The 25,117-nt window shown below is 69.5% G+C and carries 23 protein-coding genes and 1 tRNA gene; 12 read left to right on the top strand and 12 right to left on the bottom strand.

Features of this window, described 5'->3' with window-relative positions; translation table 11 throughout:
* Window positions 1–160 precede the first annotated feature (160 nt).
* Genes VME70_07425 through VME70_07390 form a run of 8 tightly spaced genes read right to left on the bottom strand, consistent with a single transcriptional unit; the run spans window position 161 to window position 9,989 of the window.
* Window positions 161–1,240 carry a glycosyltransferase family 4 protein gene (locus tag VME70_07425; GenBank protein ID HTW20023.1) on the bottom strand — a complete coding sequence of 360 codons (1,080 nt, stop codon included), beginning with the start codon at window positions 1,238–1,240 and terminating at the stop codon, window positions 161–163.
* Window positions 1,237–2,709, bottom strand: a complete 1,473-nt coding sequence (locus VME70_07420) for an oligosaccharide flippase family protein (protein HTW20022.1) — start codon at window positions 2,707–2,709, stop codon at window positions 1,237–1,239. Before VME70_07420 ends, VME70_07425 begins: the two co-directional genes overlap by 4 nt.
* A complete protein-coding gene (locus tag VME70_07415; protein ID HTW20021.1) occupies window positions 2,706–4,154 on the bottom strand; it encodes an O-antigen ligase family protein in 1,449 nt (482 codons plus the stop codon). Before VME70_07415 ends, VME70_07420 begins: the two co-directional genes overlap by 4 nt.
* Window positions 4,151–5,044: a Wzz/FepE/Etk N-terminal domain-containing protein gene (locus tag VME70_07410; GenBank protein ID HTW20020.1), complete on the bottom strand. Its 894-nt coding sequence runs from the start codon at window positions 5,042–5,044 to the stop codon at window positions 4,151–4,153. The genes VME70_07415 and VME70_07410 overlap by 4 nt, the downstream gene beginning before the upstream one ends.
* Entirely contained in the window at window positions 5,041–6,300 is a 1,260-nt protein-coding gene (locus VME70_07405) for a glycosyltransferase family 4 protein (protein ID HTW20019.1), read from the bottom strand. Before VME70_07405 ends, VME70_07410 begins: the two co-directional genes overlap by 4 nt.
* On the bottom strand, window positions 6,297–7,466 hold the full coding sequence (locus VME70_07400; protein ID HTW20018.1) for a glycosyltransferase: 1,170 nt from the start codon (window positions 7,464–7,466) through the stop codon (window positions 6,297–6,299). Before VME70_07400 ends, VME70_07405 begins: the two co-directional genes overlap by 4 nt.
* Window positions 7,463–8,647 carry a glycosyltransferase gene (locus VME70_07395; protein HTW20017.1) on the bottom strand — a complete coding sequence of 395 codons (1,185 nt, stop codon included), beginning with the start codon at window positions 8,645–8,647 and terminating at the stop codon, window positions 7,463–7,465. The genes VME70_07400 and VME70_07395 overlap by 4 nt, the downstream gene beginning before the upstream one ends.
* A complete protein-coding gene (locus VME70_07390) occupies window positions 8,637–9,989 on the bottom strand; it encodes a sugar transferase (GenBank protein ID HTW20016.1) in 1,353 nt (450 codons plus the stop codon). Before VME70_07390 ends, VME70_07395 begins: the two co-directional genes overlap by 11 nt.
* 340 nt (window positions 9,990–10,329) lie before the next feature.
* Here VME70_07390 and VME70_07385 point away from each other — a divergent pair, with 340 nt between their 5' ends.
* Both VME70_07385 and VME70_07380 read left to right on the top strand, forming a co-directional pair.
* Complete coding sequence (locus tag VME70_07385) at window positions 10,330–10,866, top strand: serine acetyltransferase (protein ID HTW20015.1); 537 nt, start codon at window positions 10,330–10,332, stop codon at window positions 10,864–10,866.
* 12 nt (window positions 10,867–10,878) lie between these two features.
* Entirely contained in the window at window positions 10,879–11,928 is a 1,050-nt protein-coding gene (locus VME70_07380) for a glycosyltransferase (GenBank protein ID HTW20014.1), read from the top strand.
* 7 nt (window positions 11,929–11,935) lie between these two features.
* On the opposite strand, the gene VME70_07375 is transcribed toward VME70_07380, so the two are convergent.
* Window positions 11,936–13,171 carry a hypothetical protein gene (locus VME70_07375; protein HTW20013.1) on the bottom strand — a complete coding sequence of 412 codons (1,236 nt, stop codon included), beginning with the start codon at window positions 13,169–13,171 and terminating at the stop codon, window positions 11,936–11,938.
* 111 nt (window positions 13,172–13,282) lie between these two features.
* Here VME70_07375 and VME70_07370 point away from each other — a divergent pair, with 111 nt between their 5' ends.
* Window positions 13,283–14,476 (top strand): glycosyltransferase family 4 protein, encoded by a 1,194-nt coding sequence (locus VME70_07370; GenBank protein ID HTW20012.1) that lies wholly within the window; start codon window positions 13,283–13,285, stop codon window positions 14,474–14,476.
* Here VME70_07370 and VME70_07365 read toward each other — a convergent pair.
* Window positions 14,385–15,632, bottom strand: coding sequence for a hypothetical protein (locus VME70_07365; GenBank protein HTW20011.1), 1,248 nt, complete (start codon window positions 15,630–15,632; stop codon window positions 14,385–14,387). The two genes, VME70_07370 and VME70_07365, sit on opposite strands and share 92 nt — an antisense overlap.
* A 267-nt stretch (window positions 15,633–15,899) precedes the next feature.
* Between VME70_07365 and VME70_07360 the strand changes: the two genes are divergently transcribed.
* Entirely contained in the window at window positions 15,900–17,003 is a 1,104-nt protein-coding gene (locus VME70_07360) for a hypothetical protein (GenBank protein HTW20010.1), read from the top strand.
* A gap of 353 nt (window positions 17,004–17,356) precedes the next feature.
* On the top strand, window positions 17,357–18,616 hold the full coding sequence (locus tag VME70_07355; GenBank protein HTW20009.1) for an ammonium transporter: 1,260 nt from the start codon (window positions 17,357–17,359) through the stop codon (window positions 18,614–18,616).
* Between the two features lie 95 nt (window positions 18,617–18,711).
* Here the strand turns inward: VME70_07355 and VME70_07350 are convergent, their stop codons facing one another.
* Together VME70_07350 and VME70_07345 are read right to left on the bottom strand one after the other, a co-directional pair.
* Complete coding sequence (locus tag VME70_07350) at window positions 18,712–19,404, bottom strand: CbiX/SirB N-terminal domain-containing protein (GenBank protein HTW20008.1); 693 nt, start codon at window positions 19,402–19,404, stop codon at window positions 18,712–18,714.
* Window positions 19,401–20,171: a phosphoadenylyl-sulfate reductase gene (locus VME70_07345; protein ID HTW20007.1), complete on the bottom strand. Its 771-nt coding sequence runs from the start codon at window positions 20,169–20,171 to the stop codon at window positions 19,401–19,403. Before VME70_07345 ends, VME70_07350 begins: the two co-directional genes overlap by 4 nt.
* Window positions 20,172–20,418: 247 nt before the next feature.
* On the opposite strand from VME70_07345, the gene VME70_07340 reads away from it, so the two are divergent.
* The 7 genes from VME70_07340 (at window position 20,419) to tdh (ending at window position 25,111) form a co-directional block, all read left to right on the top strand.
* Window positions 20,419–22,062 carry a nitrite/sulfite reductase gene (locus VME70_07340; GenBank protein ID HTW20006.1) on the top strand — a complete coding sequence of 548 codons (1,644 nt, stop codon included), beginning with the start codon at window positions 20,419–20,421 and terminating at the stop codon, window positions 22,060–22,062.
* A gap of 16 nt (window positions 22,063–22,078) precedes the next feature.
* Entirely contained in the window at window positions 22,079–22,267 is a 189-nt protein-coding gene (locus VME70_07335; GenBank protein HTW20005.1) for a hypothetical protein, read from the top strand.
* Between the two features lie 115 nt (window positions 22,268–22,382).
* Complete coding sequence (locus VME70_07330; protein ID HTW20004.1) at window positions 22,383–22,871, top strand: tRNA adenosine deaminase-associated protein; 489 nt, start codon at window positions 22,383–22,385, stop codon at window positions 22,869–22,871.
* 37 nt (window positions 22,872–22,908) lie between these two features.
* Window positions 22,909–23,427 (top strand): tRNA adenosine deaminase-associated protein, encoded by a 519-nt coding sequence (locus tag VME70_07325; protein ID HTW20003.1) that lies wholly within the window; start codon window positions 22,909–22,911, stop codon window positions 23,425–23,427.
* 17 nt (window positions 23,428–23,444) lie between these two features.
* Window positions 23,445–23,894, top strand: a complete 450-nt coding sequence (gene tadA, locus VME70_07320; protein ID HTW20002.1) for a tRNA adenosine(34) deaminase TadA — start codon at window positions 23,445–23,447, stop codon at window positions 23,892–23,894.
* A gap of 32 nt (window positions 23,895–23,926) precedes the next feature.
* Window positions 23,927–24,016: transfer RNA gene (locus VME70_07315), tRNA-Ser, on the top strand.
* Window positions 24,017–24,079: 63 nt separating this feature from the next.
* The gene (gene tdh / locus VME70_07310; GenBank protein ID HTW20001.1) at window positions 24,080–25,111 is read left to right on the top strand and encodes an L-threonine 3-dehydrogenase; all 1,032 of its coding nucleotides are present in this window, start codon (window positions 24,080–24,082) and stop codon (window positions 25,109–25,111) included.
* The last annotated feature ends 6 nt before the right edge of the window (window positions 25,112–25,117 follow it).

Below are 25,117 nucleotides of genomic sequence, written 5' to 3'. Positions count from 1 at the left end.
TCCAGCCCGTCCTCGAAGGTCCGGCCCGAACGTGCGCCGAAGCGGACCAGCCGGGTGGGTGTCAGCCGTGACATCGCGCGGGCGAGCTCGGCGGGATACCGCTCGCCTCCGCCGTAGCTGCCGTCGCTGCCGAACCCGGTGGGCGTCACGTGCGCGACCCTCATCGCCGGGCCGCCAGCGCGTCGCGGTACACAGCCTCGGTCGACTCTGCCATCCCGTGCGCGGTGAAGCGCGTGCGCTGCCGCACCCGTCCGCTCAGCCCCATCCGGTGCGCCTGCTCGGGGTGGGCATCGAGGCGGTCGAGCGCCGCCGCCAACCCGGCCGGGTCGTCCGGTGCGACCAACAGGCCGGAGTGTTCGGGTTCGACGATCTCGTCGACGCCATCCACCGCCGACGCCACCACCGGCAGGCCGGCGCGCATGGCCTCCAGGACGACGTACGGTGCAGCTTCCCAACGCGACGGCAGGCAGAACACCGCACTGGAGTGCATCAGCTCGGTGACGTCGTCGCGCCGGCCGAGGAAGCGCACGCGGCCGGGCGCGGTGCGGTCGGCCTGCGCCTCGAGCCGTTCGCGCGCGGCACCGTCGCCGACCACTGTGAGCTGCCAACTGCGGGTCGACCGGGCCACCGCCTCGATGAGGACGTCGTGGCCCTTCTGGCGGGCGAGCGTTCCGATCGTGAGCACGCCGGTCCGTGGCGCGTCCGGTGACCGGCCATCGGGTTGCGGGTCGATCCCGTTTGGCACGACCGCGATGCGTGCGGACGGCACGGCGTACCGCTCGCTGAGAAACCGCGCGGAGTTCGTGCTGACGGCAATCGTCCGGTCGGTCGACCAGAGCTGGGTGCGTTTGAGCCAGGTCTTGGCCGCGTGGGCACCGACGTGGCGCGGACCGGGGTCGAGGCGCGGGTCGCTGGCGTTGGTGTGCGGCAGGTGCTCGGTGACCACCCGCAGCGTTGCCGGGTGCGTGGCCCGCCAGCCGAGCATCATGCCGATCGCCGGGCGGTCGTAGGTGTCGGCGAGGTGCAGGTGTACGACGTCGAAGCCCGGCAGCGTGGCAGGGTTCGACGAGTGACGGAGGCCGAGGCCGGTCGTCGTTGCGTGCCGGGCGAGCCCGGCCGCGCCCGCTGGCGCGATGATCGTCACCGCGTGACCACGGCCGTGCAGTGCCTCTCCGAGGTCGGCGATGTGACGGTGCACGCCACCGGGCGCCGGAGTCGTTGTGACCATGGCGATCCTCATGCGGCATCCGCCGTGAGCCGCCGCGGCAGTGGGGCATCGGCAGGCCACGCGCCGAGCAGGCTCAACACGAGCAGGAACGCGACGGTTCCGACGGCGACGGCCAGCCACGAGCCGGTTCCCAGGAGCCAGCCGGCCGCCGCAATGGGAACCAGTGCAAGCGCGGGCCGCACCGTCGCTGCCGCCAGTGGCCGGAACCGTAGGCGTCCCATCAACCAGGCGAGTGACGCTCCGCACACCAGCGCCTCGGTTCCGAGCGTCAACCACGCGGAAGCGATCACTCCCACGCGTGGCACCAGCAACACGTTGCCGATGACGTTGAGGCCGAGCGCGACCGAATTCTGGACGAGCATGACCGCAGCCCGTCGCTGCGCAACCAGAACATTGCCGACGACGTTCGACAGCAGTGCGATGACACCCGAGGCCAGGAGGATGCGGAGCAGCCCGACCGCATGCGCATAGGCCGGGCCGAAGATGACTCCCATCACGATCGGTGCGAAGACCAGCATGCCGATCGTCAACGGCAGCAATGTCGTGGCGAACCAGTGCCAGACCCGAGCGGTCAGCTCGGAGAGGGTCGAGGGGTCGGAGGTCTGGCGCGACAACCCGGGCAGCGCGACGCCCATGACCAGGCCGGGCAGCGAGAGCAGGATCGTGAGCACCTTGACGGCGGCGGCGTATCCCGCGAGCGCGGCGGGTCGCACCAGGAAGCCGTCGATGCTGATGTCGACCATGAAGTAGGCGGACGCGAGGATCGACGTCAGTCCCAGCGGGAGCGCCATCCGCAGGATCAGCCGGTGGTTTGCACGGTCGCCGGGGCTCCTTGGCACTTCCCGCACCGCCATGCGGGCGATGACCAATGTGTCGGCGATCGTGGTGACGGCGATCCAGACAGCGAGCAGGGCGGTGGGAAAGCCGGCCAGCGCGACAAGGCAGAGCCCAGCGGACTGCGCGATGTTGGCGACCATGTCGATCATCGCGATCCGACGTACGTCGTACGTGGCCATGAAGACCTGGCGCGTGACCGTCATCCCGGTCAGGGCAAGAGCCGGCGACAGCGCCAGCATCGTCTGGCCGCGAAGACCACCCGGCCCCGCGGCCAGTCCAATGACGAGGAGTGCGCCGCCGATCACGAGCGACCAGATCAGCGCAAGCTGCGTCGTGATCCGAAGCCAGCTCGCGTGGCCGGACGGCCGGATCGCCAGCTCGCGGACGAGGACGGCGTTGAAGCCCAGGTCGCAGGCCGACAGCAGCAGGTAGTACGTCGCCAGCCCGGCGGAGTACGCGCCGAAGTCCGAGATGGACAGCCGGCGGGCGAGGATCACGGTCGAGAGCGCGGACGCCGCCGTGACGACGATCCGGCGTACGACGAGAACCGCAGCCGAGCGCCCGACCTTTCGGCTTACGTCGGAGAGCGGCTCGCTCGCTGCGACCTCGACCGCGTCGACGGCGGTGACATCGGTGGTGGTCATGCCGGTGCTTCGGCCTCCTCGTCGGACCGCACCGCCAGCCCGGACAGCAGGCCGAAGACGGGGGCGATGCTCGCGGCGACCGCGATGTAGCGGACCGTGTCGTCCGAGACCCAGCAGATGGCGAGGGCCACGAGGCTGCCGACGAGCGCGGCCCGGCCAACTGCAGCCAGCCGGTCGGAGCGCAGGTCGCGGATGACCCCGACCGCGAGTGCAACCAGGGCGGCGATGCCGAGAATGCCGGCCTCGGCGGCGATCTGCAGGTACGTGTTCTGCGCGTTCGTCGTGGGTGTGACGTCCGCGATCATCCGGCTGAACGCGCTCACCAGCTGGTTGATGCCGACCCCGAACCACGGATGCCGTGCGAAGACGTGCGCCGCCGAGCCCCACAACATCAATCGCACCTGGTCGCTGTCGGGGTTCGAAGGGTTCATTGCTCCCGGGTGGAAGATCGAGCCGAACCGGCTGGACAGCTCGCCGCCCGCGACCGCGACCGCGATCACGGCGCCGACAGCGGCGGTGACCGCGACCCCAGAGACAGCACGGACGCGGAGCCGACCAGGCAGCGCGAATGCCGTGCAGGCCACCCCGATTCCAGCCCCGATCCAGCTCATCCGCGAGAAGGACAGCACCAGGCCGGTGAGGATGACGAGCGCAGAGACGATCGTCAGCGTCGCGGCGACCGGGCGGCGTCGCTGCACCATGATGATTGCTGCGCCGACCGCTATCGGCAGGCTCAGCGCAAGGACGTTGCCCAGCGAGATCGGGTCGAAGTAGCTGCCAACCGGTCGGTCGGTGCCGTTGAAGTTGTAGAAGTAGTTGCTGGCGAGCGCCGTCGTACCGGAGCCGTAGAAGTTCACTGTGCTCTTCGACGCGAACTCATAGATCGCGAGCAGGGACTGCAGTGTCGCTGAGGACAGAATCGATGCCGCCACCAGTTCGGGACCGCCGCGCTTTCTCGCGAGCCGGGCGGTGATCCAGCCGATCGCCGCCACGGCGAGCACCAGCGTCAGGGTCTCGCCGACGTCGCTGCCGATGATGACGGCCGGCAGCAGCAGCGCGAGCGCCAGCACTGCTCCGTGCGCAGTCGCCGAGCCCGATGTGGTTCTGCTCTCTCGGCACAGCGTGACGAGGACGGCAAGCCCGGTCACGACGGCGAAGGCCGACATCGGCACGCCGCCGGCCGTCATCACGAGCGGCGCGAACGGCGCGGCGAGGATCGCCGCCGGCACCAGGACCCGGTCGGGTGACGATGCCGTGGCGAGCAGCAGCAGGACCAGCGGCGCGGCCACGCTCGCGGCGTACTTGAGGGTGGTCGGCTGGGCGAACGCCTCGTGCGCGGCAACCCCGGGTAGCGCGAGAACCAGGCCGATCCCCGCAATGACGGCGACGGCCACACGCACCTGGTGCTCGGCCGGGGCGGACCGGCCGAAGGCCGGCATCGTCATGACAGGGCAACCGTCCGCCACTGCGCGGTACGCCGGCGACCGGCGACCCAGGCCAGCTCGATCCCGACCAGAAGCGCCACCAGGGCGGCGATGCCGGCGAACAGCAGCGGCTTCGGGTACGCCTTGCTGGCGGCGCTCGCCGGCGCGACGATCGCGGCGCTCGGCTGCTGCGAGGTCTCGTCCACGCCGGCCTGGCTGAGGATGTACTGCTTGCGCTGGATCAACGCGGACAGGTTGAGCTGTGCGTTGTTGAGCGTGGTCGCACCGGCACTGTTGGCGTTCGCGGTGTGGGACGTCGACGCCTTGGCGGAGCGCACGGCCTTCCGCGCGTGGTTGATCGCGGTGTCGAGCCCGGCCAGCCGATGGCTGAGCAGCCTGCCGTAGGACCGTTGCTGGGAGTTCGCCGACCCGCCGATGTACTTGACGAGCGCTGCGGCCACCGCACGGGTTTCGCGTTGTGCCTCGGTCGGCGAGGCCTCCCGCACCTGCACGTGGATCAAGTTCTGGTTCGCCACCGTTGATGCCGTGACGTTCCCGGCCAGCGATGCCCGCCCCAGCGCGCTCGACGCCGGGCCCGTGATCGCCTTGGTGGAAACCACCTGCGCGTACTGCGACGCCAGCCCGTCGGAAGCGTTGACGGTGTCCAGCGGCGAGATCGTCGACGAACCCCGGCTGGTGACGACGACCGTGCTCTGCGACTGGTACGTCGCGGGCAGCTGCGAGCTGATCAGGTAGGTCGCTGCTGCCGCAACCACGACCAGTGCGATCACCCAGAACTTCGCCGACCAGAGCATGCTCAAGCGGTCTTCCGGCGGTGGGGTGGATGGCAGCCCGCCGCCCGTCGTCGGTGCGGGTCTGCGCACCCGATCCTTCAGCATTGGCAGGGTCATGACGCCTTCTCCAGGTTGGGTGTCGGATGGAGCTCGGACGGGGCGTTCGATGTGCCGGACAGGTTCAGGTACTGCCGCTCGTACTGTTCGCAGACGTGTTCCCAGCCGAACCGCGGAGCGACGACAGCTCGCACCGACTCGGTCGGTGGTCGGGAGTCCAGCCGGGCGTCGAGCGCCCGGTTGGCCGCGCCCGCGAGGTCAGCGGGAGTGGTGCCCGCGGCGAGGTAGTCGGATCCGAGGCCATCGACAACCTCCGGGTTCGCGCCGACCGGAGTGACCAGCACCGGCGTACCGCATGAGAGGGCTTCCGCGGTCGCGAGGCCGAACCCTTCGAGTCGCTGCGTCGGCGTGACGGCGAGATCGGCGCGGCGGTACCAGCTCGCCAGCTCGTGATCGTCGACCCAGCCGCGGAGCTCGACGCTGTTCGCGAGCGCGAGGTTCGAGACCATCGTCTCGATCTCCGGGCGGGCGGCGCCTTCGCCGAGGACGACCAGCCGGGCCGAGGGATGGCGGTCGACGATGGCGGGCATCGCCGCGACCAGCTCGAGCACGCCGGTTCGTGGCGTCAGCCGGCGGGCGGTGACGAGCAGCGGATCGCCCGGGGTAGCCGCGACCGGGGGCGTCACCTCGGAAGCAGGTGTGAAGCGGTCGACATCGAGGCCGCCGCGAATCAACCCGGCTCGCCGGGCCGCGGCCGGGTGCAGCCGGGCGATCTCGCGGCGAGAGAACTCGCTCAGCACGACCAGCCCGGAGGCGCGACCGAGAACGGCGCGCTCGGCGGCTCGCAAGCCGCGGACCGCGAGCGGCTGAAGCGGTCGCGGCAGCAGGTAGCTGCCCTGGCGCTCGTCCAGCAGCTCCCGGTGCACCGGTGCGTGGAAGGTGTAGAGGTACGGCTGGCGGCGGAGCATCGGGGCGAGCGCGGACGTGACGAAATGCGCGTGGAGCACCGCATCGCGGCCGATCGTTGGCAGCGCACGGTCGACTGCGGTGCCGACCGCGAGCGGGTACTTCACCGCGAAGGCCGGATCGGACTTAGCCGGCACGGCATGACGGATGATCCGGACACCGTCGGCAGCTACCTCCTCGGGCGGGTGGTCGATCGAGACGCGCTTGGCGACGACGCTCACCGGGTGCCCGCGCCGCACCAAGGCGGCGGACAGCTCGCGGACGTAGCGCTCGAGCCCGCCGAGCTGGTCGGGCGCCACCGCGTTCGTGACCATGACGATCGGCGTCGACCTGATCGGTGCCGCGGTCATGCCCTCACCTCCTGACCTGGTCCTCGTACGGCGGCCCACCACTGCGGCCAGCGACGCGGCCAGGTGTTGCGGGCCGCCCAGCCGACCGCCTCTTGCCGGGCGTGCGCAGGTTGCTCGGCGCCTTCGGCCACGGCGCCGACGAACTCGACCGGGCCGCTGGCGACCAACGCGCCCGGAACCCGCCGGCGACCGAGCACCGCTGTGGTGGCGACGATCGGCCGACCGCGCGCGGCGTAGTCGTAGACCTTCATCGAGTCCTGCCCGGCGGTGCTGCTCGCCCGGTTCGGAACCAGCGCAACGTCGGAACCGTCGATGACCTCGGGTACGTCGGGTCGCGGCAGCGGGCCGTGCCAGCGCACCCGCTCGGGCGCCTGTGCCAACAAGCCGAGCAACTCGGCGTCCGGTCGGTTGCCGCGGCGGCGGTAGGCACACGGTCCATACAGGTCGAGCGTCCACGAGGGGAGCGCGCGCACGACGTCGGTGAGCAACGGCACGTCGAGGCGTTCCGACAGCGTGCCGACGTACACCATGCGGCGGCGATCGGGCGGAGCCGTCGGTGGTGAGGCGATCATCGAGGGATCGACACCGTTCGGGATCACCGTCGGGATGCGACCGGGGAAGGCGCCGACGAGGTCCGCCGAAGCGAGCACGATCCCGTCCGCGGTCGCGGCGATGCGGGCGTAGAGCGCGGCGACGAGGTCGGCACGGTCCGGGATCAGCGCCGCCCAGTCGTCGCCGAGGTCGATGACGCGACGCGCCTGGGTCAGGCCTTCAACAGCAGGCCATGCCCACGGTGAGCAGGCCACGACTACCGTTTCGGGCTGGTCGAATCGAGCGAGATCGTGGGCCAGTCGTGCGGCGTCCCATGCGAGGGCGCGTGGCCCGCGATGCGGCGGCACGACGGTGCTGCGGGACCACAGGTCGACACCGACGGCATCAGGCCCGCTCGGCCGGCGCCGGGCGCCGCGCAGAAGACCGGTGAGGTAGCGCGCGCACTCGTCGCTGTCGGCGAGCGCGCGGATGTCCGCGGGCGCCTCGAGGTAGATCGTCTCTACCCCGTGCGCCGCGGTCTCCCGCGCAAGCCAGTGCTCGCGCCGAATGCTCGGCGACCAGGGGCTCTTCGCGCACATCACGAGCCGGGTGCTCCGGGCAGCCGAAGGCTTCATGCCGCCACCTGCACGATCCGGACGGCCGGCGTGGCCGACTCGAGGAGCGCCTGCATCTGCTGCGCGGACTCCGCCCAAGACGCGGCAGCCCCGTGGCGCGCGGCGGCGATCACGATCGAGGCGCGGAGGGTCTCGTTGCGCAACCTGCGCAGTCGCTCGCCGGCCGCGGCCGCGTTGCGTTCGACGACCCAGCCTGTGCTGCCGTTCAGGACGGTCTCGGGCAGGCCGCCTTCGTCGGCAACGATGACCGGGCAGCCGCAGGCCTGGGCTTCGAGGCTGACCAGACCGAGCGGCTCGGCGCGGGCGAGATAGACGGTGGCAAGAGCGCTTCGGTAGTGCTCGACGAGGTCCGCATCGGAGATGCCGGTGCGGATCCGGAGGTCGACCCGATGTGCGGTTGCCAGCTCGGTCAGGCGGCGTTCCTCGGCCTCGGCCCGGCGCGGCGCCACGACCACGAGCGGCAGGTCGCGGGCTCCTCGGGCCACCGCGGCGATGGCGAGGTCGTGGCCTTTGCTCGGAATCAGCGCACCCACCGAGAGAACATGTTGCGGCGGGATCGTCGGCGGCGTTGCCGGGGTGAAGCAGGCATTGACACCGCAGCGCACGACGGACGCGTCGCGCCCGTACGCCGATCGGATCGCGGCGGCCGAGTAGGAGGAGTTCGTGGCGATCCCCGTGACTCGACGCACGCTCGCGCGGTCGAGCCGGCGCTCGCGGCGCCGAAGTGGTGCGTACACCCCGCGCGTGGCCGGGTTGGTTTGCGCAAACGCAGCCGGTTCGTAGTCCGCGCGTCGCGGCTCGTCGCAGTAGTAGACCGTCGGGATCGCCAGATCGCTCGGCAACTTTGGTGCTTGGAGGAACTGGCAGGGGTTCAGCCAGACGACGTCGGGTTGCCAGCGGGCGACCTCGGCGAAGCAGCGCGTCCACGCCGAACCGATCTGCCACAGGTCGGTGTAACGCCGTACCGGTCGCCGCCAGCGCGGCGACTGCGGCGCCCGCGTGGAGACCGGCACGACCACGGCGTCGTTGCTCAACGGTTCGGCAGTGTCGAGGGTGAACTCGCGCACGGTGCCGTCCAGGTGTGCGACCTGCGCCCGCAGGCGGCGGTGGGCACCGCCCGGCTTCAGGTTGTGCGCCACTGCGACCCGCAGCGCTCGCGAGGTCATCGCGTTACTTGCCACGGGCGCCCACCACCTCGCGCACCGTGCCGGCCATGATCTTCACGTCGAGCCAGAGTGACCAGTTGTCGATGTAGAAGTTGTCGTAGCGCGCGCGGTCCACGATCGAGGTGTCACCGCGCAACCCGTTGACCTGTGCGAGACCGGTGAGCCCGGCCCGCATCCGGCAGCGCAGCGCGTAGTCGGGGATCTCGTCGGTGAAGGTCTGGACGAAGTGCGGGCGCTCCGGCCGGGGACCGACGAGCGTCATGTCGCCGCGGAGGATGTTCACCAGCTGGGGAAGTTCGTCGATCGACGTACGTCGAAGAACCCGCCCGACCGGACCCATCCGCTCGTCGTCGGAGATATTCCACCGGGTCGCCGACTCGGCGTCATCACACGGCGCCAGCGTCCGGAACTTCATGAGCTGGAACTCGCGGTTGTCCAGGCCGACGCGCGTCTGCCGGAAGATCACGCCCGGCCCGCCTTCTCGGCGCACCGCCAGAGCGACGACGGCGAACAGCGGCGAGAGCAGGGTCAGCGCAGCGCTGCTGACAACGACGTCCAACGAACGCTTCAGCAGCCACGCCGTGCGGCTCAGGCGCGGGCGCCAGATCCGGACCACGGGAATCGCGCCGATGTGATCGGTCTGGCCGTAGTTGTAGATCTCGAACAGCCGCGGTACGACGAACACGTCGCAGCCACGCCGCTCGGAGGCGCGCAACACGGGAATCAGGTCCGCGTCGCTGCCGTCCGTGAACGCGACGATCACCACGCGAGCGTTCGTGCGGTCGAGCTGTTGCGGCAGCTCATACGTCGAACCTCGAAACGGAATCCCGCTCGCCACGAGCTGGCGGTCGGAGTGGTGGTCGAGGAAGCCGATCGGCCGCAGTCCGTAGCTCCGGTCGGCGCGCAGCCGCCCGACGATCCGGTCGGCGACCGCCCCGCCGCCGACCACCAGGGTCGAGTGCGCCACGGAGCCACGCGAGCGCGCGTATCTGATGATCGAGTACGCGATTGCGCGGCTGGCGAGATGTAACCCGACGGCCATGACGGCGAGCAGGAAGAAGTCGCTCAGTACCGGCTGGTAGCCGATTACGGCTGTGATCGCGCCGACGAAGATCGCAGCGGCTACCGATCGCGTGACGAGCTTCGGTGCGTCGTCGAGCACCGACAACTTCAGTTGCGGCCGGTAGAGCCCGCCGGCTTGGAAGAGCATCGCGCTGACCACAGCCATCGACAGCAGCTCGAAGCGCCCGTGCGACAGGAACGGCGACGGCGCCATGATGCCGAGCACGTCCACGGTGAGCAGCAGCACCCAGGCCGGGCGGCGCAGGAGGCGCGCTGGTTCCTTGATTGCGGGCATGCGAGGGGAGGGAATGGTGCTCACGGACTTTGTCTCCTCGATGCGTGGGTTCCCCGGGCAGAGCGACTGTGCGTTCCGGCGCGACAGCCGTATCGCCACCACGACGGCGAATGATGGGTGTGCGTGATGTTGTGGAGATGCGCCCGCTCGGTCAGGGCTCGTGGTCGCCGTCCGCGGATGTCACTACCCAGGGCCGCGCGGGGCCTAATCATCGGGTTCGGCGTGTTACCGGGTGAACTCTCGACGGCTTGCCGCGCAACGGCGCGTGACGAGATCGTTCGGCGGCGTCGGGACGGGGAACAACGCTGAGGTCGCTCCCCTCGCGCAACAGGAAACTCACATGAACTGGCTGCAGTTGTTCAAGTCCGACGTACAGGCGTACTCCAAGTACGCCGATCGGCCACCGCGCTCGACCCTCGGGTTGGTGGCCAGGATCGCGTTGCTGCAACGGTTACAGGCCGTCTTGCTGTTTCGGTTGTCGCAGTCGGCCGGCGCCCGCTGGGGTCTCGCAACGCTGATCAAGTGGGGGTCCGGCGTACTGACCGGTAGCGATATCTCGGCGAGTGCTCGCATCGGTGCGGGTCTGCAGCTGCACCACCCGGTGTCGGTCGTGATCGGCCCGCGCTGTGTGGTCGGCGATCGCTGTCAGTTGATGCAGGGCGTGACGCTCGGCCACGGCTACGGCGGCTCACCGGTGATCGGGGACGACGTCTTCATCGGATCGAACGCGGTTATCGTCGGCCCGATCACCGTCGGTGATGGCGCGCACATCGGAGCCAACGCGGTAGTGACGTCGGATGTGCCGCCGCGCGCTGTCGTCCGCGCGCCGGAGTCCAGAGTCGTGAAAGTGCTCGAGCGCCCGCGTCATGTTCGCTGAGTCGTCGAGCGAATGAGATTCGCCGTCATCACGCAGCTCGACACGTGGAGTGCGTCGACCCGCCACCGTGCGGTCCAGCACGTGCCGCGGTTGCGCGAGCGGCTGGGCGCAGTCGATCTCTTGGTCGCTCGCGACGTCCCGCGGCCACGAACCGGTCCGCTCGGCCGGGTGCTCTTCTTCGGCAGCCACGGTGTGCGGTACGTCGCCCGATGGCAGGAGCTGGCGCGACGGTTGCCCGAGTACGACGCCGTGCTGGTGCAACGCGGCGCGTACCCGATCGGGCCCGGAGCACTCGCCCGCCCGTTCGAGCACTATCGCGGCCGGCTCGTGCTGGATCTCGACGACAACCTGTTCGTCCGCTCACCATCGCTTGACGAGAGGGGACGGGTCGCGCAATGGCTCTATGGCCCGCAGCAGGCGAAGCGGCTGGTGGCGCGCGCCGACCAGGTTGTCGTCAGCACCACCGAGCTGGCCGATGCGCTGCCGCGCCGTGACCTCGACCCCGTCGTCCTGCCGACCGTGCCCGATCCGTCGGCCTACCAGCAGGCGCGGCACGGGGCCGTCGAGCCGGTGATCGGCTGGGCCGGCACCAACGGCGGGCTGCGCTACCTCGACCCCTTGCGAGAGGTGCTCGGCAACCTGCGTGCGGAGCAGCTGGCCGACGTAGAAGTGGTGAGCTCTCGGGCCTGGGCGGGGCCGTCGCGGTTCCGACTCTGGACGCTTGCCGAGGAACCGACGCTGTTCGCGCGGTTCGCGGTCGGCATCATGCCGTTGCCCGACACCGGTTACACGCGCACCAAGGCCGGCTTCAAGCTGCTGCAGTACATGGCGGCCGGCGTACCGGTCGTTGCCAGCCCGGTCGGGGTCAACCGGGAGCTGGTCGAGCGCTCCGGCGCCGGCCGCCTCGCCGAAACGCCGTCGGATTGGGATCGAGCGCTTCGGGAGCTGCTCGCGGACCCGTCGCTGCGAAGCGAGCTCGGTCAGCGCGGACGCGAGTTCCTCGAGCAGTACGCCGACCTCGACGGCCAGGCCGACCAGCTCGCCGAGCTGCTCGCCGGCTGAGACCGGGCTACCGGACGCTCGAGATCTGCGCGATCGGGCCGCCGGACAGCGCGATCAGGTCGGACACCGGGTCGTCGCCGAACCCGTAGTACATCCCGATGTTGCTGTAGTGGGCGGCACCGGCGAAGACCTGCTCGACGCGGGTGATCTGGGACGCCGCATGCCGAGCCAGGCCGGGGCGGTCCGTGTCGAGCGCGAGGACCGGCAGGCCCGCCGTCGTGTAGTTGATGTAGCGATGGTGCTGCGGGTGCCGGCTGCCGTTGCTGGTGTTCAGCAACCACTTGCCGAAGTGCACGCGCGGCAGCAACCGGTCGACCAGCAACGTGGTGAGCCACAACGCCTTCGGGTCGCCGGTCAGCAGGTAGAGCTGGACGGCGTCGCTGGTCTGCAGCTGGGTGTAGTCGGCGTCGAACCCGGGCTTGTGCGCTCCCTGCTCCGCGAGGTATCCGGCGCCGCCGTACCCGACCGGCCCCTTCGGCTTGCGGGTGATGTGCAGCCCGAAGCCGTGCCACCGCTTCTGCGGCGGGTGCAGCGAGAAGCTCAACGCCTGGTGGTAGTCCGCGACGTACTTCGGCTCGCCGGTGACCTCGGCAGCGAGCGCCATGGTCAGGGAGTTGGCCAGCGTGATGTTGCCGTTGGTGTACCAGCTGAGGTTGCCGTCGCGGACCAGGTAGTTGGCGGCGCCTGCGATGGCATTGCGCCAGCGCGTGCGCACCGTGGTCGACAGTCTCGTTCCGAGGACGAGGTAAGCCTCGCCGAGCTCGTTGGCGAACAACGCGGTCTGGATGCCGGGCCCGGTCTCCGAGCCGGATGGTGGCCCGAATGCCCCGCTGTGGTGGCGGTGGTGCGTGATCGCCGTGTCGAAGGTCTCGACGGCCCGGCGCTGATCGACGGCGTTGCCGGTCAGCGTGGCCAGCTCGGCCGACGCCACCGCCGGGCCGGTGTCGCAACGCAGGCACTGCGGGGCAGTGTTGTGCCAGACGCCGTGCGAGAAGTACTGGTGGTCGTGCTTGCCCGACTTCTCGGCGAGCGCGTTCACGGTGTGCTGCAGCGAGTCGACCAGGCCGGTGCGGATGGCGGTCACCTCGGCGGCGGTCAGCGGTGACCGCGAGTTTCGGGCGCTGACGCCGCCGGGCACGGTCGTCGCGGCCTGCGCCGAGGGCGCGCCGGTCGCGATCAGGGTTGCGGCGGCGAGCGAGCTGACGCCGAGGAGAATCGGACGCCGAAGGACGGAAGTGTGCATGAGTCCTCGTCTAGCGGGAAAACCCCATAACCAGGGTCAATTCTCTACTCGGTGCTGATGGTGTTCGGCTGTAGCCCTCCGAGTCGGCGGTTCGGGCGGATGGGAGTCGGGATGGCGGCAAGCCGCCCGATCCTCGCCCTGTCGAGTCTCGGCGACCCGTCCGATCCCGGCTCGTACTCGGGACTGCCGTTCCAGCTTGCCCGCGCGATCGAGCGGCAGGGCGTCGCGGTCTGGCCGGTGCCGCTGCAGTGCGCCCCGGCCGTTGAGACCGTGCTCGCCCGCCTGATCGCGCCGGGACTGCTCGACCTGCGGTCGGTCCGCCGGCATCCCCGGCATGCCTGGCGCATGGCCGTTCGGCAGGCGCGCGGGTCAGAGGCGATGACCCGGCGCAGGTGCCGCCGAGCGCGACGCCACCTCCTGCACGCCCCCCGGGGGACGGTCGGGATCGTGGCCCACGGGACCGAGGTCGATCCGGGTGACGTGGGGTTGCCGCTGGTGACCTACGAGGACTCGACCCTCGCAGCCGCGATCCGTGTCTCCGGCCACTACGCCCACCTCGCGCGCGCCAGACGGCGGTGGCTCGAGGCTGCGCAGCAGCGATCCAAGCGCATGTACGGGCGGGCCCGCGGGGTCTACTTCGTGACCGACTGGGCGGCGCGCTCGGCGATCATCGACTATCAGGTGCCGGCGCACGCCGTACACGCGGTCGGGCAGGGACCGAACCTCGACCCGCGCCCGATGCCGCGCGACTGGTCGCGCGCCCAGTTTCTGTGGGCGGGTCGAGAGTGGGAGCGCAAGGGCGGTCCGGCGGTGCTCGGCGCGTGGCCAGAGGTACGCCGGCGCCACCCCGATGCCGAGCTGCATCTGGTCGGCGCCCATCCCGCCGTCGAGCTTGCGGGGGTGGTGGGACACGGCCGGCTGGCACTCGGCGTTGCCGAGGATCGTGCTCGCCTCGTGCGGCTGTTCGAGACCGCGACGTGCTTCGTGATGCCGTCGGCGCACGAGCCTGCTGGCACCGTCTTCGTCGAGGCGGCGCGCGCGGGTGTCGGGAGCATCGGTGGGGCGGGAGGCGGCGCCGGTTTCATCATCGGCGACGGGGGTCTGGTCGTCGACCCGTCGGATCGCGAGGCCGTTGTCGATGCGATGGTGACCTTCGGTGTACCCGAGGTCGCCGAGGAGTTCGGCCGGCGGGCTCGTGATCGAAGTGCGCAGCTCAGCTGGGACCGGGTTGCTGCCGAGCTGCTGCGCGGCCTCGGCGTACCGGTCGAAGGCCGGACCGTGGCCACCGCCGGCCGGGCGAGCTGACCCGACCGGCCGGCAGATGGACGGAGATGCGTTCCAGCGGCGCCGCCTGCGGCTCCCGATCCGCCGGTGGGTGGGCTCGGGTGTGCCGGTCGGGGGTCGCGACCAGCACGATCGCGAGGACGACCGGCAGGCAAAGCCGCAGCCATGCCTGGACCGTCATGCTAGGCGCGCGCCAGTAGTAGTTGCCCGGTAGGCCGAACGGTTCGCTGAACACGAGCCAGGTCAGCATGGTCGTGGTCGGAACCGTTGGCGCCGGCAGCAGGTCGGCCGCGAGCGCGCCCATGACGACAGGAATGGCGTAGTAGCTCTCGACCGAGGGATCGAGACCGGCCCGCAACGCGAACCCGATCACGGGGACGAGATACCAGCGACGCCGTACGACGGCGAACCCGCCGCCGATCAGCGCAACGAGCAGCTGGGCGGCGCGGATCGCGCTCGGTGCGGCTCCGCCGGCACGCAATCCCAACGCGGCCAGGCCGGACCCGAGCCGGATCGGGATCTGCGGCGCTCCCGCATGCAGGGTGGCGGGATCGGCGATCACGAACGGCAGCCAGAAGGCGCCGATCAGTGTCGCAGCGACCGCGAGTGCATTGAGGTTCGCCCGCTTGTCGAGTGCGAACAGCAAGGGCAACAGCACAAGCGCAGTCGGCTTGGCGGCGACCGACAGTCCGATCGCCGCGCCCAACAGCCATGGTTGACGCCTTGCGACCGCGGACAGCGCGACCGCGGCTCCGACGACGACGAGCATGGCATCGAGATGTCGCCACTGCACGAACGCCTGGACCCAGGCGTACATCACGAGGACTCCACCGACCAGGGTGAGCTGGCGGATCTTGGTCTCCGTGCCCGGCGACATACGCAGCGCGGTGCGCTCAACCCCGCCGAGCGTCGCGAGGCCGACCAGGATCAGGACCGTCGGAGCGAGGTACCTGCTCACGTCGTTCATGGCCATGACGACACCGGCAAGGAGCAGGGCGAGCGGCCCGATCTGAATGTCGGGGTCGCTCCCGTAGAGGTGCAGCCCACCGTTGCCGTAGTGCACGGTCGTGAACTCGTGTCGGACGTTGGCATGGCCATGGACCAGCAGGTCGAAGCCCTCGGTGAAGTACAGCCAATCCCCGCCGTAACCGGCCTGGTAATGCAGGACGACAACCATCAAGAACAGGGCCCAGGCACCAAGAATCCAGAATCGAGCCCGAAAGACCCTTGGGTGATCATGAACGGATATAGAGCCCAGTCGGGTATCAAACGCCCTGCCCACCGTTGCGTCCTCGACCGTGCAGACAGCCCCCTGAAGCGTCGTCGCTCCACGTTGTTGTCGACCGTCCTGACTCGATCGGGCCATTTTCCGGGGTTCGGCCGGCTGGCTCGCCGGTTGCTGGCGAGGATGGTGGCGCGGGGGCGGCGGCGGGGAGGCTGAGGCATGAGGCGAACTGGCGGGGCGTTGCTCGCCGCGGTCATCATCGCGTTGAGCCCGCTTGCTGTGGCGGGCGCGGTGACGAGTCCGACGTGGACGATCCGCGCCACGATCGGGACCGGGACCAGTGCCATCAACGACGGCGACATCGCGGTCAGCGGTCCATCAGACGCCTGGACGACGTGGACCTGCGGGCCGTGCGGGTCCACGACTCCGGCGCACGCCAACCTCATGGACCACTGGAACGGCAAGAAGTGGAGCGCGGTCACGTTGCCGGCGGCGTTGAAGTACCCGGCCGACATCGTCGGAATGGACGCGAGCGCGTCCGACAACCTGTGGGTATTCACCGCGAACGGTCGCGTGAGTGTCTTCAACGGTCACCATTGGGACACCTCGAAGCTCCCGAGCTGGGTGGAACGCAAGATCGACGGCGGGGCTCCGGGCGTCGCGACCGCGGTGTTTTCGGCGAAGAACGTCTGGGCCTTCAGCATCGACGCCGAGTCGCACCCGATGCTCGCCGGCCACTTCCACAACGGCCACTGGCACAAGGTTCAACTGCCGATGGAGCCTGAGCTGGCTGATGCGCTCAGCCCAACCGACATCTGGCTCTCCGGCCTCGTACCGGGCCACTCCGGCAGAGAGCTGGCCAGGTGGAACGGCAAGAAGTGGCAGGTCATCGCCGAACCAAGCGGGCCTTCCGGAACGACGCTGGTCACGAACGGCTTCGCCGCGTCTGGTCCGAGCTCGGTGGAGGTCATGGGCGAGGCGTTCTCCAAGTCCGGTACGAGCTCCGAGCTGCTGCACTGGCACAAGCACTGGACGCACACCGAGGTGCCCGCCTCCGTCGGCCTCGTCAACCAGCTCGCGATCGACGGACACGGTGGTTACTGGCTGATCGCCACGAGCGGCTCCATTGACAGCGCGCACACCGCGTTCGTCCACCGCAGTGGCGGGAAGTGGCACACGTACCCCATACCGGCCATGACCGGTTTCACGTCTGAACCGGGCGTGCTCGCGTCAGTGCCGGGGTCCACGGCGATGTGGTCGATCGGCTATCTGGTGAATGGGTCGACGCCGGAGCGCGGCGCGATCTTCAGTTACGGCCAGTAACCAGCGAGCGCGCGGCATCGTCCGGTAGGCAGAATCGGATGATGGAGATCCAGTCGCTGGGGTTCCGGACCGACATCATGGTTCGGCGGTTGTCCGGGTCGGTCGTCGACGAACGCGCGAACTACCTCGTCATCCGTACGCCGCCAAGCTGGTGCGGCGTACCGCTGGGAAGGCGATCGGCCGGGGTTGAGCCGATAGCGGTGCATTTGCACGGTTTGTGGGCCGGATGATGATCTCCAATCGCCTTCGCGACGACCGCCAGCACCTATAGTCACCCCCGATCTCGGATCGCCTGAGACCGACACCTGTGCGCGCTCTCACCCGCGCGCGTCAGCGGGTGGAAGGAGATGGCCATGCATCTCAACGCCGGCGACACCGCGTGGATGCTCACATCAACCGCCCTCGTGATGTTCATGATGCCCGGGCTCGCACTGTTCTACGGCGGGCTGGTCGGCGCGAAGAACGTGATCGCCACGATGGTTCAGTCCTTCGTCGCGATCGGGCTGATCAGCGTGCTGTGGGCGGTGGTCGGATACTCCCTCGCTTTCGGCGCGGACCACGGCGGCGTGATCGGGAGCCTGCACTTCGCGTTCCTGCACGACGTGAACGGCAAGCCGAACGCGTATGCACCGACCATTCCGTCACTCGTCTACATGGCGTTTCAGATGAAGTTCGCCGTGATCACTCCGGCATTGATCGCGGGCGCGTTCTGCGAACGCATGCGCTTCCGCGGCTACCTGGTCTTCATCGGTCTCTGGTCGCTGCTGGTGTACTCGCCGTTCGCACACGCGGAGTGGGGCGGTGGCTTCCTCGGCAGCGGCGGGCTGCACGCGATCGACTTCGCCGGCGGCTCTGTCGTGCACGAGCTCGCGGGTGCCGCGGCGCTCGCAACCGCGCTGTACCTGCGACGCCGTCATGAGCTCGAGCGTCCGCACAGCGTTCCGCTGGTCCTGCTCGGTGCGGGCATCCTCTGGTTTGGCTGGTTCGGCTTCAACGCGGGCAGTGCGCTGTCGGCGGGGACGGTCGCCGGCTACGCGCTTGTGAACACCCAACTCGGCGCGTGTACGGCGATGCTCGCGTGGATGGCGATCGAGTGGTGGCACACGGGCAAGCCGACCGGTATCGGAATCGCGACCGGTGCCGTCGCAGGCCTCGCGGCGATCACTCCGGCATCCGGCTACGTGCCCACGTGGGCCGCGTTGATCATCGGCATCGCCGCCGGCCTGATCTGTTACGGCGCCGTGCACCTGAAGGATGTGTTCCACTACGACGACTCGCTCGACGTCGTCGGCGTACACATGGTCGCGGGTGCGGTCGGCGTGATCCTCACCGGAGTCTTCGCCAGCCTGGCCGTCAACGCAGCCGGCGAGCCGGCCGGGTGGACGCAGTTCGGGCGGCAGGTCGTGCTGGCGGTCGTCGGGATCGCCTACCCGTTCGTCATGACCTGGATCGTGCTCTGGATCACCGACCACCTCGTCGGGCTGCAGGTCACCCCGGAGGACGAACAGACCGGCCTCGACCTGTCCGAGCACGGAGAGTCCAGCTACCTGTGGCCGGACTCCGGTCTCGGTGTCGGCGCCACCACGGAGGCTTCCGCAGGAGCGACGACCTAGCGGTCGGCCGCGTCGGCTCTGGCTTTCTCATGGTGTCGCCGAGCCACCCACCCGCACCGGCATCCGCGACGACAGCTGGATCCGCACGCTCATGCTCACCTATGTCGGACTGCGAGCACGCGGGCGTGGGGAGAGCGTGGCGCAAAGCCTTCGTCGATCACGGAGTCGTAGCGGTCGATGATGATCTCGGCCAGCAACGGATGCGCGCCGAGGGGGGCAGCGACGATCGGCGCGCCGCAGCCGGCGATCAGGGTGGCATAGCGTCCCGGGCCGATGACATACGGAACGACGGCATCGTCATCACTCGCTTCAAGCCGTGGTGCCCCGGATCCAGCGAAGGCGGCACGAGCCCGCACACCGGTCAGCTCGGCGAGGCCGCGCGCGGTGCGTCGTACGTCGTCGAGTGCCTGCTCGTCGGCCGAGCCGGCGCCCGCGACCACCACGGGGCGATCACCTCTCCATCCGGCTTCCCGTAAGCGATCGAGGAGCACAAGCGCGAGCCTCGGGTCGGGCCCGATTGCGGTTGTGACCGTGGTCAGCTCAGCCGCGCGGGCGGGGATGTCGATGTGCACGTGGAAACCGTTGGTCAGAAGCGTCGGCACGACGACACTGCCCGCGGCCGCTACGTCTTCGAGCCGAGGCCGCCCATGGTCGAGGTAGCCGATCCGCACGTCGACATCGGGGCGCGCGGCAGCGACGGTCGATGCCAGTGTGGTGATGACCGTCGCGTAGTGGGGATTGGCACTGCCGTGTGCTGCGAGCACCAGCGGCGCCGCAGCGCGCGTCATCCGTGCAGTCCACACTCCACTTTCGGAAGGCCCAGCCAGCGGCCGGTCCGGCCTTCGCCGCGGTTCGTGCACGGCGCGCAGCCGATCGAGCCGTAGCCCTCGGACATCAGCGGATTGACCAGGACGTCGTTGTCGACGATGTAGCGCTGCACGTCGTCGTGGGTCCAGGTCGCGAGCGGGTTGACCTTCACCATCTCGTGCCGCTCATCCCACTCGACAACTCCGACCTGCGAGCGGGTGGTCGTCTCGTCGCGACGGATGCCGGACGCCCAGGCGACGTACGGCGCCAGGGCCTTCGCGAGCGGGGCGACCTTGCGCATCGCGCAGCACAGGTCCGGGTCGCGTGCGAACAGATCCTGGCCGAACGCTGCGTCCTGGTCGGCGACCGTCAGGTGCGGCCGCACGCTCACCAGGTCGATCTGAAGGGTCGAGGCGAGCGCGTCCGCCGTACCGATCGTCTCGGCGAAGTGGTAGCCGGTGTCCACGAACAGCACGCGGATGCCTGGACGGATTCCGGCGGCCATGTGGGCGAGAACGCCGTCGGCCATGGATGAGGTCACGACCAGGCGCTGGCCGAAGCGGTCGACCGCCCAGCGCAGCACCTCCTGCGGAGTGGCGCCTTCCAGCGCCGCTCCCGCGTGGGCCGCGAGGTGGGCCAGGCCGTCAGAACCGTCGTACAAGTCCTGCAGCACCGTGGCCTCGTCGTGCAAGAACGACAACGACGGCGCGACGCGCGACACCGTTGCCGTGGCAGTGGCGTTGATCACGGGATGTCCTCATGACGATGGGATGCGGGCGCGAGTGGTCAGCGGCCGCAACACACGGAGCTCTGGATGCGCTGCAGGTCGATGTGCAGTCGCGCCACCAAGAGCAGGTGCGAGGACATGCGGGTAGTCTGCCACACGACGGGGGACCTGCGACAACGCGGACTCCGCCTCAGCAACGCGAAACACCACAAACGAACCGACACGAGACACCGGCGTCTCAAGGTCGCCGAATCCGGAAGCGTTCCCCATGCCACCATCTCGTCGAAGCGCCGGCCAGGGCCAGTGGGCGCTTGGCCACCTGGAGCCGCTCACGCCGCAGGAGCGGATGAAAAAGGATGATGACGGCCTCAACGTCCGGTCCCGGATCGAGAACGTCTACTCCAAGGCGGGCTTCGCATCGATCGACCCGAGCGATCTGCGCGGCCGCATGCGCTGGTGGGGCCTCTACACCCAACGCCGGCCGGGCATCGAGGGCGGCAAGACCGCGATCCTCGAGCCCGAGGAGCTCGACGACGAGTTCTTCATGCTCCGGATCCGGATTCCCGGCGGCGCGCTCACCAGTGACCAGCTGCGGGTGGTGGCGGGAATCGCCACCGAGTTCGGCCGCGACTTCGCCGACGTCACGGACCGGCAGAACGTGCAGCTGCACTACATCCGCATCGAGGACGTCCCGGAGATCTGGCGGCGGCTCGAACAGGTCGGGCTCAGCACCGGCGAGGCCTGCGGTGACACACCACGCAACATCCTCGGCTGCCCGCTCGCGGGCGTCGATGCCGACGAGGTGCTCGACGCGAGCGACGCACTCGTCGAGATCAACGACTTCGCGTTGGGAAACAAGGAGTTCTCCAACCTGCCGCGCAAGTACAAGACGGCGATCAGCGGCTGCCCGGTGCAGTGCACCGCGCACGAGATCAACTGCGTGTCCTTCGTCGGCGTCCGCCACGACGATGGTCGGGTCGGCTACGACCTCTGGGTCGGCGGCGGGTTGTCGACCAACCCGAAGCTCGCGCAGCGGCTTGGCGTCTTCATCCCGCCCGGCGAGACACTCACGGCGTGGATCGGCGTCACGCAGATCTTCCGCGACTACGGCTACCGCCGGTCCCGCAACCGGGCCCGGCTGAAGTTCCTCGTCGACGACTGGGGCGCGGAGAGGTTCCGGGCAATGCTCGAGAGCAAGGACTATCTCGGCCGCTCGCTCGAGGATGGCCCGGCACCGAAGGAGCTCTCCGGCGATCGCGACCATGTCGGCGTACGCCGGCAGAAGGACGGACGCAACTATGTGGGATTCGCGTTCCGCACCGGCCGGTCGAGCGGCACCGAGCTGACCGCGGTCGCTGACCTGGCGGACCGGCACGGCAGCGGCCGGCTGGCCGCAACGGTCGAGCAGAAGATGGTGATCCTCGATGTCGCCGACGACCAGGTCGACGAGCTGGTGGCGGCGCTCGAGGCGCGCGATCTTGCGGTCCGGCCGTCGGCGTTTCGCCGGGGGATGATGGCGTGCACCGGCCTGGAGTTCTGCAAGCTCGCGATCGTCGAGACCAAGCGCCGGGCGGTCGACCTGTATGACGAGCTGGACCGCCGGCTCCCGGACTTCGACACTCCGGTGACCATCAATGTGAACGGCTGCCCGAACTCCTGCGCGCGGTTCCAGGTCGCGGACATCGGACTGAAGGGCATGATCGTCGACGACCGCGAGGGCTTCCAGGTGCACCTGGGCGGTGCGATCGGCATGGATGCCGGCTTCGGCCGCAAGCTGCGGGGGCTGAAGGTGACCGCGGACGATCTCCCCGACTACGTGGAGCGGGTCCTGCGCAACTACCTCGCCGACCGCGCGGACGGCGAGCGGTTCGCCTCCTGGGTGCGTCGCGCCGACGAGGCGCTCGTCCAGTAGGGACGAGGGCGTAGCGATGACCGAGCGCGCGGCTCCGTTCTACTGCCCGTACTGCGGCGAGGAGGACCTGCGGCCTTATGCGGAACGTCACGGCGGCTGGTGGTGCCGGTCGTGCCGGCGGGCCTGGGCGCTGTCTATGATCGGGATGGGCCTACCCGACGAGATCGCCGCCGAGGCCGGCTCCGCCGACCCGCCCGGTTCCTGATTCCGGGTCGCCGTCCGCGGTCCCGTTGCGACGGGTGACCAGCCCAGGAACGGCCTATTGGCGCAGCCCGCTCGATCTGTCACGATGCCGCCAACGGGCATCTGTGAGGTGGGCGATGAGCGGCGAGGCAGCGGAGAGCATCGCCGTCGTCGTGTACCGGGAGAACGGCGAGTGGCAGTCGGGAGTCCTGCCCGAGGCGGTCGGTAGCGACCTCGACGGCCTGATCCAGGTGCTCCGGCAGCAGCCGGCCGAGAACGGTGCGATCGGTCTGGTCAACGTTGCCGACGAGTTCTTCGTGGCTCTCCGGGTGAGGGGAGACGACGTACGGCTGATGTTGTCGGACGTCACCGCGGCTGTCGAGTGGGACCTGGCCCGTCAGGTGGTCGACCGGCTGGGGCTCGAAGCGCCGAGCGAGCCGGACCTCGACGACGTTTGGCCGGTAGGCGATGTGGGGATCTTCGCGGACCTCGGACTGGATGAAATGGAGCTCTCGGCACTGCTGGCGGATCTCGACGCGTACGCCGATGAGATGCTGCTGTCGGTCGCCGACCGGCTCGGCTTCGCCGACGTCTACGACCTCGCGCTCGAGGCCTTGCCGCGGTGAGCAGTTTCGTCCTTCGCACGCGACGGGGAGTGGACTGGTGACGTACGCCGCGGCCGCCATCGCCCGGGCCGACGCCGGGTGGTACGGCGACGAGCTCGACCTCGATGGGGTCGAGGACCTCGACGGAGTCGTCGAGCTGCTGCGGGAGACGGTCGGCGACGACGCCAGCACCGCGCTGCTGTTTGTCGAGGAGGACGACGAGTGGTTCGCGATCCTCCGGGTCGACTCCGACGACGAACCACGGGTATTCGTGTCGGATGCCCGCGTCGTCGCGACGAGTGAGATCGCCGGCCTGTTCGCGGAGGCGGCGATCGAGATCGATCCCGAGGAGGACGAGCCCGGTGAGGACGAGACCGCCGACGACGAGGATGACGAAGGCACTCGCGCCGACGGCGACCCGGTTGGAGACTCCGCGCTGCTCTCCGACCTCGGCACTTCGTCGGCGCGGTTGCTCGGGCTCTGTGCCGAGGAGGGGGCGCTTCCGTCGGACGTGATCAGCGCCCTGTGCGAGTCGGCCGGCTGCCTGGACGTCCTGGAGAAGCTTCGCGGCGTGTGAGCAGCGACCGGCGGGAGATCGACGAGGATCGGATGCGGCTCGCGCTCGAGCAGGCGCGGGCGGCCGAAGCGGCCGGCGACGTGCCGGTCGGTGCGGTGGTCGTCGACGCCGCGGGCACAGTCATCGGCAACGGCCACAATCGCCGGGAGTCGGCCGGTGACCCGACGGCTCACGCGGAGGTGTTGGCGATCAGGGCTGCCGCCGACGCGCTGGGTCGTTGGCGGCTCGACGGCTGCACTCTCTACGTCACGCTCGAGCCTTGCACGATGTGCGGCGGCGCGGTCGTCCTGTCCCGCCTCGACCGGCTCGTGTACGGCGCCTTCGACCCGAAGGCGGGTGCGGTCGGGTCGCTGTGGGACGTGGTCCGGGACCGCCGGATCAACCACCGGCCCGAGGTCACGGCAGGGGTGCTCGAGCCCGAGTGCCGCGAGCTCTTGCGGGGCTGGTTCGACGCGAAACGCGACTAGCGCCCGCGTTTGGCTCCGCTAGGCTCGTCGCCGGTGGAGTGTCCGAGCGGTCGAAGGAGCACGCCTCGAAAGCGTGTGAGGGGGCAACTCCTCCGTGGGTTCAAATCCCACCTCCACCGCCAAAGGATCTTGCGGGATGTGAGCGCGCTGAGCGCCGCCTGCCGGCTCAGAACTAGCCTCGCCTCGTGAATGCATTGGTCAAGGCTGCGGCCGAGCCCGGGCTGATGTGGTCCGACGTTCCGGTTCCGGTGATCGGTCGTGACGACGTACTGATCCGGGTCCTTCGTACCGGCGTCTGCGGCACCGACCTGCACATCTACGAGTGGGATCACTGGGCGCAGGCGCACATGGCAGTGCCTCTCGTAGTCGGCCATGAGTTCGTCGGCACCATCGCGGAAATCGGCGAGGACGTTCACGACCTGGCGGTCGGCGATCTGGTCAGCGGTGAAGGGCACCTGGTGTGCGGACGCTGCCGCAACTGCATGGCGGGACGGCGGGTGGAGTGCGCGCGCACCAAGGGCGTCGGGGTCAACCACCCGGGGTGCTTCGCCGAGTACATCGCGCTGCCGGCGACCAATGTCTGGCGGCATCACGACGACATCGACCTCGACGTCGCGGCGATCTTCGACCCGTTCGGCAATGCGGTGCACACCGCACTGGCCTTCCCGGTGCTGGGCGAGGACGTTCTCATCACCGGCGCCGGTCCGATCGGCATCATGGCCGCGTTGGTTGCCCGGCACGCCGGTGCGCGCTACGTCGTGGTCACCGATGTCTCGCCGTACCGGCTGGACCTGGCCCGTCGCCTCGGCGTGAACCTTGCCGTCGACGTCCGCGCGGACACGCTGGACTCGACGATGCACGCGCTCGGCATGACCGAGGGCTTCGATGTCGGCCTGGAGATGTCCGGCCACCCCGACGCCTTGCGCTCGATGCTGGCGAGCATGCGACATGGCGGGTCGATCGCCATGCTGGGCCTTCCCACCGACGAGTTCGGCATCGACTGGAACTACCTCGTGCTCAACATGATCACGATCCGCGGCATCTACGGCCGGCGCATGTTCGAGACCTGGTACGAGATGAGCGTGCTGATCCAGTCCGGTCTTGACCTCACGCCGGTCATCACGCACCGGTTCGCGGCCGCCGATTTCGAAGCAGCGTTCGACGTCGTCCATGGTGGGCAGTGCGGCAAGGTGATCCTCGAATGGGGCGACCGCTGACAGGAG

Source organism: Mycobacteriales bacterium (assembly GCA_035504215.1).
Lineage (GTDB): Bacteria > Actinomycetota > Actinomycetes > JAFAQI01 > JAFAQI01 > DATAUK01.
This window is presented reverse-complemented; position numbering and strand designations above follow the sequence as displayed.